16 protein-coding genes are annotated in these 18276 nt (G+C 38.7%); 13 read left to right on the forward strand and 3 right to left on the reverse strand.

The genetic code is table 11. The features are described from left to right. Position 1 precedes the first annotated feature (1 nt). The 6 genes from smc to I2F89_RS06165 all read left to right on the forward strand — a co-directional run bounded on the left by smc (position 2) and on the right by I2F89_RS06165 (position 10326). Positions 2–3583, forward strand: coding sequence for a chromosome segregation protein SMC (gene smc, locus I2F89_RS06140; protein ID WP_195513803.1), 3582 nt, complete (start codon positions 2–4; stop codon positions 3581–3583). A gap of 8 nt (positions 3584–3591) precedes the next feature. Continuing rightward, positions 3592–4401 (forward strand): Cof-type HAD-IIB family hydrolase, encoded by an 810-nt coding sequence (locus I2F89_RS06145; RefSeq protein ID WP_195513805.1) that lies wholly within the window; start codon positions 3592–3594, stop codon positions 4399–4401. A 12-nt stretch (positions 4402–4413) separates the two neighbouring features. Then, positions 4414–5412, forward strand: a complete 999-nt coding sequence (ftsY, locus tag I2F89_RS06150) for a signal recognition particle-docking protein FtsY (protein WP_010734424.1) — start codon at positions 4414–4416, stop codon at positions 5410–5412. Positions 5413–5809: 397 nt separating this feature from the next. Continuing rightward, positions 5810–8092 carry a bifunctional glutamate--cysteine ligase GshA/glutathione synthetase GshB gene (gene gshAB, locus I2F89_RS06155; protein WP_115357098.1) on the forward strand — a complete coding sequence of 761 codons (2283 nt, stop codon included), beginning with the start codon at positions 5810–5812 and terminating at the stop codon, positions 8090–8092. Between the two features lie 352 nt (positions 8093–8444). Further along, positions 8445–9995, forward strand: a complete 1551-nt coding sequence (locus I2F89_RS06160) for an EndoU domain-containing protein (protein WP_195513807.1) — start codon at positions 8445–8447, stop codon at positions 9993–9995. Positions 9996–10014: 19 nt separating this feature from the next. After that, positions 10015–10326, forward strand: coding sequence for a hypothetical protein (locus tag I2F89_RS06165; RefSeq protein WP_086335306.1), 312 nt, complete (start codon positions 10015–10017; stop codon positions 10324–10326). Positions 10327–11040: 714 nt separating this feature from the next. Here the strand turns inward: I2F89_RS06165 and I2F89_RS06170 are convergent. Then, a complete protein-coding gene (locus I2F89_RS06170; protein ID WP_086335307.1) occupies positions 11041–11481 on the reverse strand; it encodes a YueI family protein in 441 nt (146 codons plus the stop codon). Positions 11482–11864: 383 nt separating this feature from the next. Here I2F89_RS06170 and I2F89_RS06175 point away from each other — a divergent pair, with 383 nt between their 5' ends. Genes I2F89_RS06175 through I2F89_RS06190 form a run of 4 tightly spaced genes read left to right on the forward strand, consistent with a single transcriptional unit; the run spans position 11865 to position 15494 of the window. Further along, positions 11865–12815: an ABC transporter permease gene (locus I2F89_RS06175; protein ID WP_071868049.1), complete on the forward strand. Its 951-nt coding sequence runs from the start codon at positions 11865–11867 to the stop codon at positions 12813–12815. Beyond that, on the forward strand, positions 12808–13767 hold the full coding sequence (locus tag I2F89_RS06180; RefSeq protein WP_010734420.1) for an iron chelate uptake ABC transporter family permease subunit: 960 nt from the start codon (positions 12808–12810) through the stop codon (positions 13765–13767). Before I2F89_RS06175 ends, I2F89_RS06180 begins: the two co-directional genes overlap by 8 nt. After that, the gene (locus I2F89_RS06185; RefSeq protein ID WP_074800032.1) at positions 13764–14519 is read left to right on the forward strand and encodes an ABC transporter ATP-binding protein; all 756 of its coding nucleotides are present in this window, start codon (positions 13764–13766) and stop codon (positions 14517–14519) included. The genes I2F89_RS06180 and I2F89_RS06185 overlap by 4 nt, the downstream gene beginning before the upstream one ends. Positions 14520–14540: 21 nt before the next feature. Continuing rightward, positions 14541–15494: a siderophore ABC transporter substrate-binding protein gene (locus I2F89_RS06190; RefSeq protein ID WP_195513809.1), complete on the forward strand. Its 954-nt coding sequence runs from the start codon at positions 14541–14543 to the stop codon at positions 15492–15494. Between the two features lie 68 nt (positions 15495–15562). On the opposite strand, the gene I2F89_RS15615 is transcribed toward I2F89_RS06190, so the two are convergent. Together I2F89_RS15615 and I2F89_RS06195 are read right to left on the reverse strand one after the other, a co-directional pair. After that, the gene (locus I2F89_RS15615; RefSeq protein WP_254905451.1) at positions 15563–15685 is read right to left on the reverse strand and encodes a hypothetical protein; all 123 of its coding nucleotides are present in this window, start codon (positions 15683–15685) and stop codon (positions 15563–15565) included. Positions 15686–15752: 67 nt separating this feature from the next. Then, a complete protein-coding gene (locus tag I2F89_RS06195) occupies positions 15753–16049 on the reverse strand; it encodes a hypothetical protein (protein ID WP_010734416.1) in 297 nt (98 codons plus the stop codon). 219 nt (positions 16050–16268) lie between these two features. Between I2F89_RS06195 and I2F89_RS06200 the strand changes: the two genes are divergently transcribed. Genes I2F89_RS06200 through I2F89_RS06210 form a run of 3 tightly spaced genes read left to right on the forward strand, consistent with a single transcriptional unit; the run spans position 16269 to position 18169 of the window. Beyond that, entirely contained in the window at positions 16269–16847 is a 579-nt protein-coding gene (locus I2F89_RS06200; protein WP_010734415.1) for a GNAT family N-acetyltransferase, read from the forward strand. A 47-nt stretch (positions 16848–16894) separates the two neighbouring features. Next, the gene (locus I2F89_RS06205; protein WP_010734414.1) at positions 16895–17254 is read left to right on the forward strand and encodes an iron-sulfur cluster biosynthesis family protein; all 360 of its coding nucleotides are present in this window, start codon (positions 16895–16897) and stop codon (positions 17252–17254) included. An 18-nt stretch (positions 17255–17272) separates the two neighbouring features. Continuing rightward, entirely contained in the window at positions 17273–18169 is an 897-nt protein-coding gene (locus I2F89_RS06210; protein ID WP_195513811.1) for a metallophosphoesterase, read from the forward strand. The last annotated feature ends 107 nt before the right edge of the window (positions 18170–18276 follow it).

Genomic DNA, 18276 nt, shown 5'->3' on the forward strand with positions numbered 1-18276 from the left:
CGTGTATTTAAAACGCATTGAAATAGCCGGCTTTAAATCATTTGCAGATAAAACAATCATTGAGTTTGAAAATAGTGTCACAGCGGTCGTTGGACCAAACGGTAGCGGGAAAAGTAATATTACCGAGGCCATCCGTTGGGTACTAGGAGAACAGTCTGCGAAAAGCCTTCGTGGTGGGAAAATGCCGGATATTATTTTTGCCGGTTCTGATTCCCGTAAACAATTGAATGTCGCTGAAGTAACCGTCGTATTAGACAACTCTGATCATTACTTGCCACTAGAGTATAGTGAGATCAGTGTGACACGTCGTTACCGTCGAACAGGTGAAAGCGACTTTTTCATCAATAAACAACCTTGCCGTTTGAAAGACATCCAAGAATTATTTATGGATTCTGGCTTAGGGAAAGAATCATTTTCGATCATCTCTCAAGGAAAAGTCGAAGCGATTTTTAGTAGTAAGCCAGAAGACCGACGAGGGATTTTTGAAGAAGCAGCTGGAGTCTTGAAATACAAACAGCGCAAGAAAAAGGCGGAGCAAAAGCTTTTTGAAACAGAGGATAATCTAAGCCGTGTCCAAGATATCATCTATGAACTTGAAGAGCAATTAACTCCTTTGGCCGCCCAGAGTGAGGCTGCGAAGGAGTTTTTACGATTAAAAGAAACATTGACTAACACAGATATCTCTTTGATGATTGCTGAAATCAAAGCGGCAAAAAAAGAGTGGGATGAACGACAAATACAATTAGATCAGTTCAACCAATCACTAACGTCCTTAACGACACAGATCCAAACAAAGGAACAGTTATTAGCCGACAAACGTAAACAAAATAACCAGGCCGACCGTATGATCGAAAAAAATCAACAAACGTTATTAGCGTTGTCAGAAAAATTAAAGCAAACAGAAGGACAAAAAGAAGTATTACTTGAGCGAACGAAGCATACCCAAAAGAGCTCAAAAGAATACCAAGCTTCTTTAACTGAAGTGCAAGAAAAAGTGGCTCATTTTGAAGAATTACAAGCGACTTTGACACAAGAAGTTAGTCAAAAAGAAGCAGAGATCCAACAGGCTGAAAAAGCACTGATGAGTACGCAACAAGAATTGGAGAAATACCAAAAATCAACAAAAGAATTGTTGGCAGAATTGCGCGATCAGTATGTCGATTTAATGCAAGAACAAGCAACTGTCGGCAATGAATTGAAGTACTTGGAGCGTCAATATGTCCAAGAGACATCTAAAAGTCAGCAAACACTAGCCAAACAATCGGAAGTGGAAGCGAATGTTGCGGAAATGTCCGCTAAGCAAATCGAGTTGACAGAGCGACATGAAAAGCTACAACAAGCTTTGAATGAGGTCAAAGCGTCACTTGAACTTGTGCAAACAAAAGGAAAACAAGCACAAGAGCGCTTGGCAAAAGAACAGCCTAAAATGTATCAACTGATGAACCAAGTCCAACAATTGCGGGCACGTCAGAAAAGTTTACAAGAAATCCAAGAAAATTACTTTGGCTTCTATCAAGGTGTACGTTTGATCTTGCAACAAAAACAACGTCTTTCAGGTATCGTTGGAGCGGTTGCTGAATTGATCGATGTTCCAGCTGATTATACATTGGCAATCGAAACAGCTTTGGGTGGTTCAGCGCAACATGTCATTGTTGAAAATGAAGGCGATGCACGTCAAGCGATCACTTATCTGAAACAACAAAAAGGCGGACGAGCAACGTTTCTACCATTAACGACAATCAAACCTCGCCAATTACCTGCACATATTTTTGCACAAGCGCAAACAGTTGACGGGTTTATCGGAATCGCTAGCGAACAAGTGACTTATCCCGAACAGATCCAGACAATCGTTCACAATCTATTAGGGACGATTCTATTAGCAAAAGACTTAGCAAGTGCCAATGCCATTGCCCAGCAGATTCGTTACCAGTATCGTGTGGTCTCACTAGAAGGTGATGTCATGAATGCCGGTGGTTCAATGACTGGTGGGGCGACGAAGCGAGGCAATCAAGGAAGTTTGTTTGCACAAAATCAAGAATTAAAACAATTGACTAGTGAGTTTCAACAAGCCGATCAGGAATTGCAAAGTCAAGAAAAGAAAGTCCAAGCATTGCAACAAGAAGTCACGGTTTTGGCAGAAGAACAAGAACTTCTGCGGACACAAGGAGAACAGTTACGCTTTGAAGAACAAGAAGTAGCAAATCAACGACAAAATGTGGCCAACGAACTCACTCGTTTTGAAAAAGAACAGCAAATCTCAAGTTATGAAACGCGTGAACTGCAACAATTCATGGAGAATTACCAAAAACAACAGGCAGAGCTTTTGGCAAAACAGCAAGAACTAGAAGTACAACGCCAAGAGATCGATGCGGAAATCAGTTCATTGAGTCAAGAAAGTGACAAGATGGAAGAACGTCGCGCGCAGATCCAGGAAAAACAAGCACAGGAGCAAGCCTCATTAGCCGTATTGAAAGAGCAATACAATCACTTACAGATCCAACTACGTGGCGCACGCGTACAAAAAAATGAGGCATTAGCCAAACAAGAAGGACTAGAACAACAACTGCATGCATTGACTGCGGACTTCTCTGATCACGAACTGACAGAAGAAAGCTTAGATCAACGAATCGCTGATTTAGCGACAGAAAGAGATCGCTTAAAAGCTTCTCTAGAAGACGCCAAACAGTCACGTGAAGAAATGCAAACGACCATCGATGCGTTGGATGCCGACCTATTAGCTGAAAACCGTAAACAAAAAGAACTTTTGACAGAGCAGTCACAGTTAGAGGTCCAAAAGAATCGTGCGGAAATGATTTTGGATAATCATTTGAATTATCTTCAAACGGAGTATCAGATGAATTATGAAAAAGCCTGTGAATCTTATGAAGAAACAACGGATGTAGCGAACAGCCGGGTAGAAGTTGCTTCGTTGAAACAACAAATCGATCGTTTAGGCCCAGTAAATCTGAACGCCATTGAGCAGTATGAGCAAGTGAATGAACGTCATACCTTTTTGGCTGCGCAACGGGATGACTTATTATCGGCTAAGGATCAATTATTTGAAACAATGGATGAAATGGACGATGAGGTACGGACTCGTTTCAAAGAAGTTTTTGAAGCAATCCGCCAAGAATTCAAAATCGTTTTCCCAAACATGTTTGGTGGCGGTCGCGCAGAGCTTGTGTTGACTGATCCGACTGATTTGTTGCAGACAGGGATTGAAATCGAAGTTCAGCCTCCAGGTAAAAAACTACAAAGTTTAAGTTTACTTTCAGGAGGAGAACGTGCATTGACTGCTATTGCGTTGCTCTTTTCGATTATTCGTGTCTGCCCTGTACCGTTTTGTATCCTTGATGAGGTCGAAGCTGCGCTAGATGAAGCCAATGTCAAACGCTTTGGTCGCTATCTCAGCGAGTTCCAAGACGATATACAGTTTATTGTGGTGACGCATCGTAAAGGGACGATGGTTGCTGCGAATGTCTTATACGGTGTGACCATGCAAGAGTCTGGGGTTTCAAAAATCGTCTCTGTCCGTATGGAAGACATCAATGAAGAAGGAAGAATGAGTGAAACGAAAGTGTAGGGGACGAAATGATCAAATTAATCGCTATCGATTTAGACGGAACACTATTGAACGAAGAAAAGAAAATCTCATCTGAGAATAAACAAGCTTTGGCTCAAGCAAAAGCACAAGGGGTAAAAATCGTTTTATGCACGGGGCGTCCGTTAGCAGCGATGGCTCACTATTTACAAGAATTAGGTTTAGTCGAAGAAGGCGATTATAGCATTACCTTCAACGGTGGCTTAGTCCAGAAAAATGATACTGGTGAAATCATCGAGAAAAAAGCGATGTCTGTGTCTGATATCCATCGTCTTTATGCGTTGGCACAAGAACTAGACTTACCGTTAGACGTCTTATCAGATAATGTCGTCTTGCAATTACCTAGTGCGCCTCAAAAGCAATCGATGTACAATGTATTAAACAACTTATTGCAATTCCAACCAGCAGTACTAGCTGATATTACAGATGAGTTTGTGTTGAACAAAGCAGTCATTGCCTATGAGCAAGACGAACTAGATGCAAAAATCAAGGAGATTCCAAGCGCTTATTATGAGTCGTATGAGATTATCAAAACACGCAATGTTTTATTAGAATTTATGCCAAAAGGTGTCACTAAGGCATATGGTATTTCTTTATTAGCAAAAGATTTAGGACTTGAACGTAGTGAGATCATGGCAATCGGAGATGAGGAAAATGATCTACCGATGATCGAATACGCAGGACTTGGTGTAGCCATGGAAAATGCGGTGCCTTTTGTCAAAGAAGCCGCTGATCATGTCACGGCAAGTAACATCGAACATGGGGTAGCAAAAGCGATCCAACAATTTGTTTTAGTGTAAAGGAGGTATACTATGGGATTTTTTGATAAGATCAAACGAGCCTTTACTGGTGAAGAAGCACCAGAAGAAGTAGAAGTACAAGAGAAATATGATAAGGGTCTAGAAAAGACCCGTAAAACGTTCGGTGAACGAATGAATGAACTGTTTGCGAATTTCCGTACGGTCGATGAAGATTTCTTCGAAGAATTGGAAGAAACATTGATCGGTGCAGATGTCGGCTTTGAAACAGCCATCAAGATCACTGAAGCGTTACGCCAAGAAGTGAAGCTAAGAAATGCCAAGAAACCAGCTGAGATCCAAAATGCGATCATCGAAAAATTAGTTGAGCTTTATGAGCAAGAAGGCATCGATGAAGTCAATACATTGAACCTCCAAGAAGAAGGATTGACAGTGATCCTCTTTGTTGGTGTCAATGGTGTAGGAAAGACGACGAGTATCGGTAAATTAGCACATCAATACAAAACGGAAGGCAAAAAGGTATTGTTAGCCGCAGCAGATACCTTCCGTGCGGGTGCGATCGATCAGTTAGTTGTTTGGGGAGAACGTGCAGAAGTTGAAGTGGTTCGAGGCAAAGCTGGTGGTGATCCTGCGGCAGTCGTTTACGATGCCATCGAAAAAGCCAAAGAACAACAAGCAGATATTTTACTTGTTGATACAGCTGGACGTCTGCAAAACAAAGTCAATTTGATGAACGAACTAGAGAAGATCAAACGTGTGATCCAACGAGAATTACCAGAAGCACCACATGAGATCTTACTTGTGTTAGATGCGACGACAGGACAAAATGCCATGGTCCAAGCGAAACAGTTCAAAGAAACCTCTGATGTAACAGGGCTAGTTTTAACAAAATTAGACGGTACAGCTAAAGGTGGAATCGTCTTAGCCATTCGTAATGAATTGCACCTGCCGGTCAAACTTGTTGGTTTGGGTGAAGGCATCGATGATTTAGAAGCTTTTGATCCAAATGATTTTGTCATCGGTCTATTTAAAGGCTTATTGAAAGAAGAATAAACAGTATATGAGCATAAGTTCATCTAAAGAGCTTGTAACAAAGGTGTTCAACTTCAAGAAATAAAAAAGAAGCCACGGGAATCGTTCTTTGAATTTCCGTGGTTTTCCCTTTATTTTTGAAGAGGTTCCGTTTGTTTCAGGCTCTTTTTTCTCCTTCCAATGGACTAGCGATATTCAAGGAACAATATTTCGAGTATAAACCAAAAATGAACCAGCGATTTTTTTGACTGTCCTGTCAGGCTATGTGCTATCTTATTGTTCAGTTTGGAGTCATTTTCCTACAATATCAGCTGTTTTTTTAAAAAAACACCCCTTTTTTCTCATTTTCAAACAATTTCATTCTTTTTCTTGGCGGTTTTTACTATAATGAAACATATGAATTGGAGGACATTTAACCATGAACTATAAAGAATTATTACTGCATCCTCGTTCACTACCATTCATTAGTCAAGCCCGTTTTGGGGTTGAACGTGAAGGGCAACGTGTGAACTTCTCTGGAAAGTTGGCAACAACCGATCATCCTGAGATTTTTGGAGATCGTACGTATCATCCATATATCCAGACTGATTTCAGTGAAACTCAAGTCGAATTGATTACTCCGGTCACGGATTCTATCAACGAACTTTTTAAATACTTGGAAGCAATCTACGACGTTGCTTCACGATCAATGGCAGATGATGAAATGATCTGGCCTTTAAGCATGCCTCCGGCTTTACCTGAAAAAGACGAAGAGATCATGATTGCGAAGCTTTCTAATTTTGAAGATGTCTTGTATCGTCGTTATTTAGCAAAGGAATATGGCAAACGCAAGCAAATGGTCAGCGGCATCCATTTCAACTTTGAGTTTGGTGATGATCTTTTACAATCCTTGTTTGTACAACAAACAGAGTTTACCGACTTTGCAGCATTTAAAACAGAATTATATTTTAAAACAGCACAGAACTTCTTGCGTTATCGTTGGTTGATCACTTATTTGTTTGGGGCGTCACCTCTAAGTGAAGACCACTATTTTGTCGGCAAGCCAGCACCAGCAGAACCGGTACGCAGTATTCGTAATAGTTCCTATGGTTATACGAACCATCCGAATGTCAAAGTATCCTATGCGTCAATGCAACAATATTTAACCGATATTGAAAAAATGGTGGAAGAAGGCAAGTTATCCGAAGAAAAGGAATTCTATGCACCAATCCGTTTTCGTGGTGGAAAACGTGTAGCTGATTTAGCAAAATCAGGTATTCGCTATATTGAACTGAGAAATATTGATTTAAATCCTTACGCACGTGTAGGGATCAGTCAAGCACAAGTTCAGTTTTTACAATCGTTCTTAATGTATATGCTATGGATGGAACATGACGTAGCAGTCGATGCATGGGTCGAAGAAGGCGAGCAGCGAAATGAACACGTGTCGTTAGAAAACCCTATGGATCAAACTGCTTTTTATGATGAAGGAATGCTACTTCTTCAAGGAATGAAAGAGATGCTTGTAGCTTTAGGACAATCCGAACGCCTACCATTGATCGATGACATGATCGCACAATTGGATGAACCACATGAAACATTGGCAGGCAAGATTTATCAGCAAGCACAACAAACAAGCCAACATGACTTTGCTTATACTTTAGGAAAACAGTATGAAGAAGAAAGTCATGAACGTTCGTACCAATTAGCAGGATTTCGTGACATGGAACTGTCGACACAGATTCTGATGTTTGATGCGATCCAAAAGGGCATCGAAGTAAAGGTCATAGATGAATCAGATCAATTTTTACGTCTGCAGCATCAAGAGCATATCGAATATGTGAAAAATGCCAATATGACAAGTAAAGACAGCTACATTGTGCCATTGATCATGGAAAATAAAACAGTCACTAAAAAAGTGCTAAAAGAGGCCGGATTCCGCGTACCTGAAGGAGCCGAATTTACTTCGATCGAAGAGGCTTTGAACGCGTATCCACGATTTGCAGAACAATCCTTTGTCATTAAACCTAAATCGACAAATTACGGATTAGGGATCACGATTTTCAAAGAAGGAGCATCTTTAGAAGATTACCAGGCTGGTTTAGCAATCGCTTTTCGTGAAGATACTTCTGTACTAGTTGAAGCATTCATGCCTGGAACAGAATATCGCTTCTTTGTGATCGATGGGCAAGTAAAAGCGATCTTACTTCGTGTTCCTGCCAATGTTGTGGGTGACGGAAAACGGACGGTGGAAGAACTTGTCGCTGAAAAAAACCTAGATCCATTAAGAGGCAGTCACCATCGTGCACCATTGGAATTGATCCAGTTAGGTGAACTTGAGCAGTTGATGTTAAAAGAGCAAGGACTAACCATCCATTCTGTACCTGAAAAAGATCAAATCGTGTATTTACGCGAAAATTCCAATATCAGTACAGGTGGCGATTCAATTGACGTAACAGATGAATTTTCAGACGCGTATAAACAAATTGCCCAGCAAGCAGTGGAAGCCCTAGGAGCGAAAATCAGTGGGATCGACTTGATTATTCCAGATAAAGATATCGATCCTCAAACAGATGACCAAGCCTATGGCATCATCGAAGCGAACTTCAATCCAGCGATGCACATGCACGTTTATCCATTTGCTGGTCAAGGCAGAAGACTGACAATGAATGTCTTAGAGCTGTTGTATCCTGAAGTGATCAGCACACCAAAAAAGAACTAAAATAAGTCGTGAATAAGGGCTGTATCAAAAGTATTCAGCCACATTTAGCAACTTGATCCAAAAACAGCTTACCTGTTTGGATCAAGTTGCTTATTTTTTGAAATAATTACTACTGAGCACTGCTTATAGTCTAGGAGTAAAGGTATGACGAGTCGTCCAATCTCTACGATTAAAAAAGACAAAGGAGTACGACAAACTTGATAAAATTAGGTAACAACACCTATCTAATCGAACTTTCATCTTATAGATAGCAATGGTTTGTTATAATGTTTTGTGAAAGCGTTTTAAAAATGTAAGGAGGAATTTTTAGAGAAAGTAGTAAATAGACCAATATATATAAGGAGAACAACATATGAGTATTGAGATGTACCTGTCCGATTCTTTAGCCCAAGCTACGAGTGCCAGCCACTTCTGCCAAAAACAAGTCACTGATTACCAAAATCTCCAACAAGCCATCACTCAATTCACTTTACAAACGCCCAATCTCCAAGGGAAAACCTACGACGCTGCGAAAGCCTATTTTTCCCAAGTACTTTACCCACTCGTGCAAGGAGGAATCTTACTCTCCGAAGCGGTCGAAAAAGCAGCGAAACGATTTCCACAACAGTACATAGAACAAGTCGACTCCATTAGCTTGAAACAATCCGAATTAGAAGCACAGATTCGCCAAATGAATCAATATATCACTCAAGCCGAGGGAATAAGGCAATTGCTTCTTTCACCTCATATGCCAGAAGAACATCAAGGCTTTCAACTCAATCAAAATACATTGTTACTCACAATGTATCATGACTTGAAACACAAGCTGGAAGAAAAACTCCAAAAACTCTTAGCTTACAACCAAAGCTCCGCGCAGTTTTTTACAGAAATCAAAAGTCTCGAACAAGCAGTGAATCAAGGACTTGTCCAAACAAAAACTGCTTGGAATAGCCAAACGAAAACATTCTCTATGCCAAAAGATTTGTCCTGGACAACCACGATCCAAGACAAATGGCAACAAGCAGACAACGAGAAAAAAGGCATCGATCCAACTAAAAACAAAGAACTAGAAAAGTACAATGTCTATGCTCTTATTATTCACGATAGCGAGGGCAACCCACGTGTCTTTTGGAAAATCGAAGACAAGCAATCAGGCTACGGCATCGTGAACCCAGAGCTATATCAATATGTCACGAAAGTAGGTCACTACTTAGACCCTGAACTGATCCAGTTCATGACGTATGATACTTACCAAGAGAAAGTCAATGCGGCTTGGCGCCAAGGTGTTAATTATGAAACTGGCGAAAAACTAGACCCACTCTTAGGCAGTATCGTCTCTACCTCGCAATACGTTAAAGACGGCTACACATGGATCAACGAATCCGAACTCGGTCAAGCCTTAATGGTCTTAGGCTTTACTTACGCCTCATACAAAGTATTGACGACTACTGGTGTGAAGCAGGTGGAGAATGGTAAGATTGATAAATCGAGTAGTGATAGAGTTAAAATTCCAGAAAAAAGTTTGAAACATGCTGATATGGGTGATTTTACTATCAATCCTTCTACAGGGAAAATATCAAAAATGAAAAGTGGTGGGCACGGTCAAGCTAACATAGCTTTTCTAGAGGAAAATGGATTTGAGGTCAACATTGAAAAAATTTATCCTAATGGTGTTAGAATTGGAAATGTACCAGACCATAAGGTTAAGGCTAAAAGAACAGGGGGCAATCAATCTTGGTTTCGTGAAAATTGGACGAATAAAGATATAGAAAATGCAGGTCAATATATTGCAAATCAAAAAAACTTTTTAGGTGCGAAAGAAGGAGAAGCTATTTTTGGTGAGTTTAATGGTGTAAGAGTGGGTGTAATAAAAAATGATGGAAAACCGGCAACTATATTTCCTGATGCAACCAGACAACCATAAAATTTTTAGGAGGAAAACCATGAAGTTAAATAAAGAAATGGGTAATATTTTAAAAAAGAGAAAAGAGTTAGATATAAATGATGATTTTGGAATAGAAAAATGTTGGGATGAAATGACAAAAAATTTAACAAAGAATGAGGAAGAAACTATAGATTATCTTAATGGATGCGATAAAGATGATTTATATTATATCAGTGAAATTTTTGAAGATATATCCGAAAAACTTCAAAGTCAAAGATTTATTGCTGTCTTAAGAAAACTTGATAAGAAATTTCCTGAGTTAGATATGACTAAAGATATTGATATTGCTGAGAGTTATATTACAATGTAGCTTAAAAAATTTCATTTATTAAACTTATAAACACCAGAAGTCTTTCAAATATTTGCTCATTATATAGTAATTTCAGTTGGATATTGCATAGGAATATTAACAAGGAAAAATATTCACGTAATTAGGTACCATTAGTTTATGAATGTTTTTTTTGCGCTAATAATAAGTAGTTAAACGTCAAAAACCGAAACTAATTCAAATTTAGTAAAACCATGATACAGCTCGTATAAAGTATTTATGAACACTGGCATGAAGCAAGTGTAGATTGATAAGATTAAGAGAATAAAAGGGCTACAAGTAAAATTTGTGAGGATATTTAAACTACATAAACCTCAAGAAAAGTAACTACGGTTTCTAAATCTTTTGAAATAATTGTTAGTGGAGAAGAATTATGAAAATCAAAAGTTTTGAAGGTAAACTAGTTCAAGATGACATAGAAGTTGACTATTATACGTCAATCATAGTATCTTTTTCAGCAAATGATGATAAGTATAATATAGGAGAATTTTATTACTATAGATTCGTTAACAAATATGATTCATTTTAAGTTAAATTTAAAATGGAGAAGATAGGATTTTTTCTGGATAAACAAAAAAATCATCCACATCACTAGATTTATCTAGTTTGTGAATGATTTTTTGTTTTGCCACAGGTACATACGAACGCTGACAAATTTTGATTAGAAACTCAAAGAATCGAGTAATCTTTTAGAAATTATTTGAATAATCGCTCCCAAAAGCTTTTTTTCTTTGGTTGTTCTTCTTCTTGTTTCGTTGGATATTTTTCTTCTACGTCAATAACGGGCTCATTCACCGCTTCTTTAGCCGCGATCAATAGACCAATACTTTGCGGATCTTCGGAAACATGATCGTTTACAACCGTGAATTTCGTTTGATTTTTCGTTGCCAATTGGATGTATTGATTCTGGATATCCAGGGGTAAGGTCCCGTTTATCAGAATAAATGCTTCTGGTCGTTTCTCTAGTTCTTGTAGGAACTTTTCTTTATTTGTCGGCTCATTCATTTCAGCAACGGTCATACTGAGGTAGCAACGTTCACGAAAGGTACCTAGGTATTTATGCTGTTCTTCTGGGTTGACCAAGGGCGTGCCATACATTCCTTTGTCCAAATGATTTTTCAATTCATCTGATGCCATCCAATTTCCTCCTTTGTTGTTTTAAGTCATTATAACATAGAGGTTGTGACAGAAGCATTTTGACCTGATCAGTAAGCTAGAAAATTGAAAAATAGTTTTTCATATTTTGTCATTTTCTAGCTTAGTGTTGAAGGTTAGCTTTTGGATCACCGTGTAGCCAGGTGGTGAGAAAGTCGTTTAGCTCCAAGCATTAAGGCAGAAATTGAGAAATAGCTTCCCACATTTTTAAGGTCAGAAACAAAAATGAATTTTATTTTTGTATCGTACACGTATTCTAAAATTTATAGGGATTGCTCTTATTTCATTAAAAAACGGTTGCTTTTGTTCAATGCTTCACTTAGAATAAGAATGAGAATCATTCTCAGTTAGCGAGGTAAAGGGAAATGCGCGTGGGTCGCTTGATGGTTTTTTTAGTTATTTTAAGTATATGTTCGCTATTTATTGGCGTGTCTCGAGTGGAATTCATGGAGATTATCCGATTTGAAGGACAGAGTATGCAATTGTTGTTGGCGACACGTTTTCCGCGAACGATTTGTTTAGTACTGGTAGGGGCAACGAGTAGTATTTGTGGGTTGATCATGCAACATCTGACTCAAAATAAATTTGTTTCACCAACGACAGCTGGCACGATGGATAGTGCGAGATTGGGTATCTTAGTGGTGATGCTCTTTTTACCGAATGCTTCTTTGTGGATTCGTTCAGCAACTGCATTTTTATTTGCGTTTGCAGGTACGCTCTTATTTTTATCTTTTGCACGATTTTTTCCACAAAAAAATCAGCTGATGTTACCATTGATCGGCGTGATGCTAGGAAATATTATCGGCTCTGCTGCAACATTTTTCGCCTATCAGTTTCAGTTAGTACAAAACATGTCTTCATGGCTACAAGGAAATTTTGCAACAGTCATGCGGGGAAATTATGAATTATTGTATGTAACGATTCCTTTATTACTTATCTTATCTTTTTTTGCCTATCAATTTACGATCGTAGGCTTAGGTGAATCGTTCGCAGTGAATTTAGGGATGAATTATCGCAACATGCAACTACTAGGGATTGGCCTTGTTTCTTTGGCCAGTGCGATCACTTTGATCATGGTTGGGACGATTCCTTTCTTAGGAGTGATCATTCCAAATATCACAGCAAAGCTCTATGGGGATCAGGTACATAAAACGTTAGGAATTACCGCCATTTTTGGTAGTATCTTTTTGCTTATCTGTGACATGATCGCTCGTCTTGTGATTTTTCCTTACGAAATCCCAGTCAGCGTCATCGTAGGGATCATCGGTGGTTTGATTTTCCTTTACTTGTTAGTAAGGGGGCGCAAACATGGGTAAAAAGATCACTGGTCTATTTTTTATTTTGTCTCTACTCGTGATTGGTGTGACGATTGGTTATTTGACCATCAATACGTATGGTAATTGGGCATTTGCATGGGCCTTACGAAGCAAAAAAATCATGGCGTTCATTTTAGTGGCACTCGCGACGAGCAGTGCGACCGTTAGTTTCCAAACGATTACCCAAAATCAATTTTTGACACCTTCTGTGTTAGGGCTCGATTCCCTCTATGTACTTGTTCAAACCCTCCTCTTTTTCTTGATTGGTGGTGTGACGATGCTTCAGCAAACAGGTACAGCCTTTTTCTTAGTCAATGTGGCATTGATGGTTGGCTTAAGCCAGTTATTGTTTTTCTTTTTATTACGAAAAGAAGCCCCTAATTTATTCTTATTATTGATGACGGGGATGATTTTAGGGACACTTTTCAATAGTATCAGTACGTTTTTACAAGTGGTGATGGACCCGAATGAATATGATTTGTTGCAAGGGAAGTTATTTGCTAGTTTCGGTAATGTCCAGACTGCCTACCTCCTACCTGCTGCATTGTTGATTGGCTGTTGTTGGGTGTTCCTTTTTTATAAAAGACATTTTCTGGATGTCTTTCATCTAGGGAAGGATCAAGCAACGAACCTTGGGATTGAGACAGAGCGTTTTCAATTTTCTATTCTTTGTTGTGTCAGCTTGTTGACAGGAACAGCCACTGCTTTGGTGGGACCAATCACCTTTCTTGGATTTATTGTCGCAAACGTCAGCTATCGTTTGTTTGCAACGTATCGTCATGGTGTTTTACTATTAGGAAGTTTTTTGATTGCTTTCTTGTTTTTGACTGGGGGACAATTGATCGTTGAGCAAGTGTTTGGGTGGAACACGACGGTCAGTGTGGTTGTAGAGTTCACAGGGGGTATTTACTTTATTACAAAATTGATTCGAGAAAGGAAGGAACTGGGATGATCAATTTGAATAGTGTCGAGAAGTCTTACCAAGGAAAAACGGTCGTCGAGGCCTTGCAATTGGAAATCTCGGATCAACAATTGACAGCCTTCATCGGTCCAAACGGCGCAGGAAAGTCAACCGTTCTTTCTATGATCAGTCGTTTGATTCCTAAAGATGCAGGTGAGATCTACTTGGATCACAATGAAGTAAAAGCTTGGAAGTCCAAAGAGATGGCAAAAAAACTAGCTATTTTGAAACAATCCAATGAGGTCAGTATGAAAATCACAGTCGAAGAGCTTGTATCGTTCGGGCGTTTTCCTTATTCGAAAGGAAAGTTGACAACGAAAGACCATCAGATCATCGAAGAATCACTCCAACACCTAGGATTGGAAGAACTGAAGGACCAAACAATCGACACGCTTTCTGGGGGACAATTGCAACGAGCGTATATTGCGATGGTCCTTGCGCAAGATACTGATTACATTTTGCTGGATGAACCACTCAATAATCTCGATATGAATTTTGCGGTACAGATCATGCAAATTTTAAAACGTCTTGTACAAGAATTAGGAAAAACGATCGTCATTGTTTTACATGATATCAATTTTGCAGCGAGTTACGCAGATGAAATCGTCGCAATGAAACAAGGAAAGTTATTTAGACAAGGCAAAACAAACGACATTATCAAAAAAGAAGTACTAGATCAATTATACGAAATGGACATTCGAATCTGTGAAATCGAAGGACGCAGATTTTGTCTTTATTTCTAAAAACTACGAAGGAGCATCAAAATGAAGAAAATAGTTTTAGGATTTTTAGTCATGGCATCATTAGGATTAACAGCATGTGGAAATAACGAAGCACAAACGAGTGAAACAACAGCATCAAGTACTGTCGCAACGGATACAATGTTGACAGTCAAAGATAGCAACGGGGAATCTGTGGAAGTGCAACAAAATCCTGAGAAAGTTGTAGTGTTCGACAATGGATCATTAGATACGCTTGATGCATTAGGTGTTGGAGACAAAGTCGTAGGAGCGGCAACTAAAAATCTACCTGCTTACTTAGAAAAATATCAAGAAGTTGAATCTGCTGGGGGAATCAAAGAACCTGATTTGGAAAAAATCAATGAGATGCAACCAGATTTGATTATTATTTCCGGTCGTCAAAGTGATTATCAGGAACAGTTGAGCCAAATTGCCCCAACACTATATTTAGCAATGGATGCAGAAAAGCCATGGGAATCGATGCAAGAAAATGTGACAACATTGGCAAAGATTTTTGATAAAGAAAAAGAGGCAGAAGAAAAATTAACAGATTTAACGAAACAAATCGATGAAGTAAAAGAGAAAGCCAGCGCGCTTGATCAAACAGCTTTAGTTACTTTAGTGAATGAAGGGCAACTTTCAGCATATGGTTCAGGTTCACGTTTCGGACTAGTTCATGATTTATTTGGCTTTAAACAAGCCGATGATCAAATCGAGGCGTCTACACATGGTCAAAGTGTTTCTTATGAATATGTTTTAGAGAAGAACCCAGGGATTTTATTTGTAATTGATCGTACCAAAGCAATTGGTGGAGATACAAGCAACGATAAGGTAGCTGCCAATGAATTAGTGGCACAAACAGATGCCGGTAAAAATGATCAAGTAATTTCATTGCAACCAGATGTTTGGTATTTGAGTGGTGGTGGACTTGAATCAATGAACTTGATGATTGAAGACGTCAATCAAGCGCTAAAATAATTTTTCAATGAATACACAAGAAATGAACGAGTGCCTATCAACTAGATAAGTACTCGTTCATTTCTTATTCAATGGGTGATTGTTTGATCGTTAGGAAAATCTAGTGTAAGAGTAAATTCATTATCGACTTCATAAGGATCGATTCGTGGGGTTGGATCATGGAAAAAGTGAGCAAGCCATTGTCGGAACATAAGATCGCCTCCTTTGATTTGACTAAAGGATACAAGGCGAACCTTAGAGAAAGCTTAAAGCGTAAAATCAAGCGTGTGTTTCGGCTAATGCTTGATAATTGACGATCTTGACTTGACGATAAAAGTCAGCGGGTAGTTTTGACCAACGTTTCAAAAGTTGATAAAAATAACTATCTTCTGCTTTGATTTTGTACTCACTTAAAATCAATCCGAAGTAGTTTGGTTTTTTCTTTGCTAATTTGTGATAGATCGATAATGCTTTTTCTTTGTCTTCATCAACAAATAGTGTTTTAACTTCAATATAAGATCCTTCAATGTTCTGTGTTTCTTCAATAAAGTAAATGCTTTTTATATATTCTGTCATAAGTAAGACCTCCAGCGCTTGTTTAGTTGTTAAGATAACAATAGCTAAAATTTGTTAATAAATCGTGAACAAATAATTATTCTTTTTCAGCAATTGTTTAAGTTTTTTCGTTTATCAATATTTAATCTGTTATTTTAAGGAGATATTAAGTTTTGTCTTGCTTCTTTCCGTGAATTTCGATACAGTAATTTAAACTAAAGGAAAAGGTAGGGGATGCACATGGAATTATTGATCAATCGAAACTTAGTGTTTGCAGAAAATCGTGTCATAGAAACGGAACGTCTGATTTTAAGACCAATCACATTGGAAGACGTAGAAGATATATTTGAATATGCCCATGATGTAGAAACGACCCGCTTTGTTTTCCCTCGACATCAGTCGATCGAAGATACAAAAATCAGTGTTGCGAATTTTTTTATGGCATCACCGCTTGGAAAATATGCTATTGAATGGAAAGAAAACCGCAAGATGATTGGTACGATCGATTTGCGGATACAAGAAGGCGATGATACGGCTGAATTAGGTTACGCTTTAAATAAAAAGTATTGGGGAAAAGGAATCATGCCGGAAGCTGGAAAAGCGCTTCTGAAATTGGGCTTTGAAAAAATGGATCTCGTAAGGATCTTTGCTTATCATAATACGAAAAATAGTAAATCGGGACGAGTGATGGACAAGTTAGGAATGAGAGAAGAAGCTGTGATTCCTGATGCAAAACGAGAAAAAGGAGAAATCATTTCAATCGTTCTTAAAGGAATTACTAAAAAAGCTTGGTTGGAAGGTCACCCAAAAACAAGTTAGTTGCAACTTCGTACAAAAATCATTAAGCTAAAATTGAGGTGATTAAGATGGAATTTATCGTATCAAAAGAAGCGGAAGAACTGCTTCGTGGAAAAGTGAATGACAATGAACAATTATTGCTAGATGTAGAAGACGGAGATGGACCATTTGCGAATAGCCGGATCACTTGCCAAATCGATACTTCTTTTCGTCTGATTATTGTAGAAAAAGAAACATCGGCAGATCTAAGCTTATATTCTGAAGTAGTCGATACCCAAATGGGACCAATCAAAATCAAGAAAAGCGCACTCGTTTATTTGGATAATCCGACGACGTTAGCAGTAGAACCAACTTACAAGAGTCTACAACTGAAAGGACCAGGAGGAATCATCAAAAATAACCTCCAAATCGTCACATCAACTATCTAAGATTTAGAAGGAAAAAGAATGGGAAATTTAGCGATCATCAGTGACTTACATGTGGACATCAATCAATTTGGCGAAGCTGAATTAATGCTCTTATGGGAAGTCTTACAACAAAAAAAGATTACTCGACTTCATCTGGCTGGGGATACCGCCAATAAAGTCGATCGCTGTGTCGCAGTTGCTGAATTTTTTGCAGAGCGGCTACCAACGACTTTCCATTTTGGCAATCATGAGTTAGCCGATGTTACTGGCGAAGCGATGATCAGTCATTTTCCAGACGTCCACTTTTTGAATGAGCGCTATATTCCATTAAATGAAAAAACTGTGTTATTAGGCATCAATGGTTGGTATGATTACCAATTCTCAGAAGAAAAAGACGTGAAGAAAATCGTGCGGATGAAGCGTTTGTACTGGTATGACCGCTTGATTGAGCGAGATGGAACGGATCTAGAAGTGAATGATCGAATAGTAGAAGCAACACGATCATTATTGGATACGCTACACAAAAAGAAACTGAATGTGATCTTATCAACACATTTTGTTCCAAAACAAGAATTCATTGTTTACCAAAACGCGCCTTATGAACGTTGGAACCAACTCAATGCGTTCTTAGGTTCAGCTTCATTTGGAAAACTACTCGATCAATACGATAATCTTCAACAAGTCGTCTTTGGGCATACGCATCGACGGTTTGAGGATAAAGTACTCCAAGGAACGACGTATAGTTGTCGGCCGTTTGGCTATTATTACGAATGGCAATTGACACGAGATTTTATCGATGAATATCAATTGATTGATCGTTACAATCCAATGAAATTACGCGTATTATTACGAACGCATCGTCCAGAATTTAAAGAATACCAGTTACAACATTTAAAAAAAGAGTTTGAACAAGCAGTAACAGTGATTGCTTACTGAAAATTTGAAGACCACCAAGTATCGATTTAGGGCTCTTTGTCAATAAGGACTGATGAGTTGCGAAAAATTAAATCTGGGTCAGAATGAACCTCATTCTGGCTCAGATT

This window comes from Enterococcus sp. 1001283B150225_161107_E12 (assembly GCF_015556925.1).
In the GTDB taxonomy this organism is placed as follows: domain Bacteria; phylum Bacillota; class Bacilli; order Lactobacillales; family Enterococcaceae; genus Enterococcus_B; species Enterococcus_B mundtii.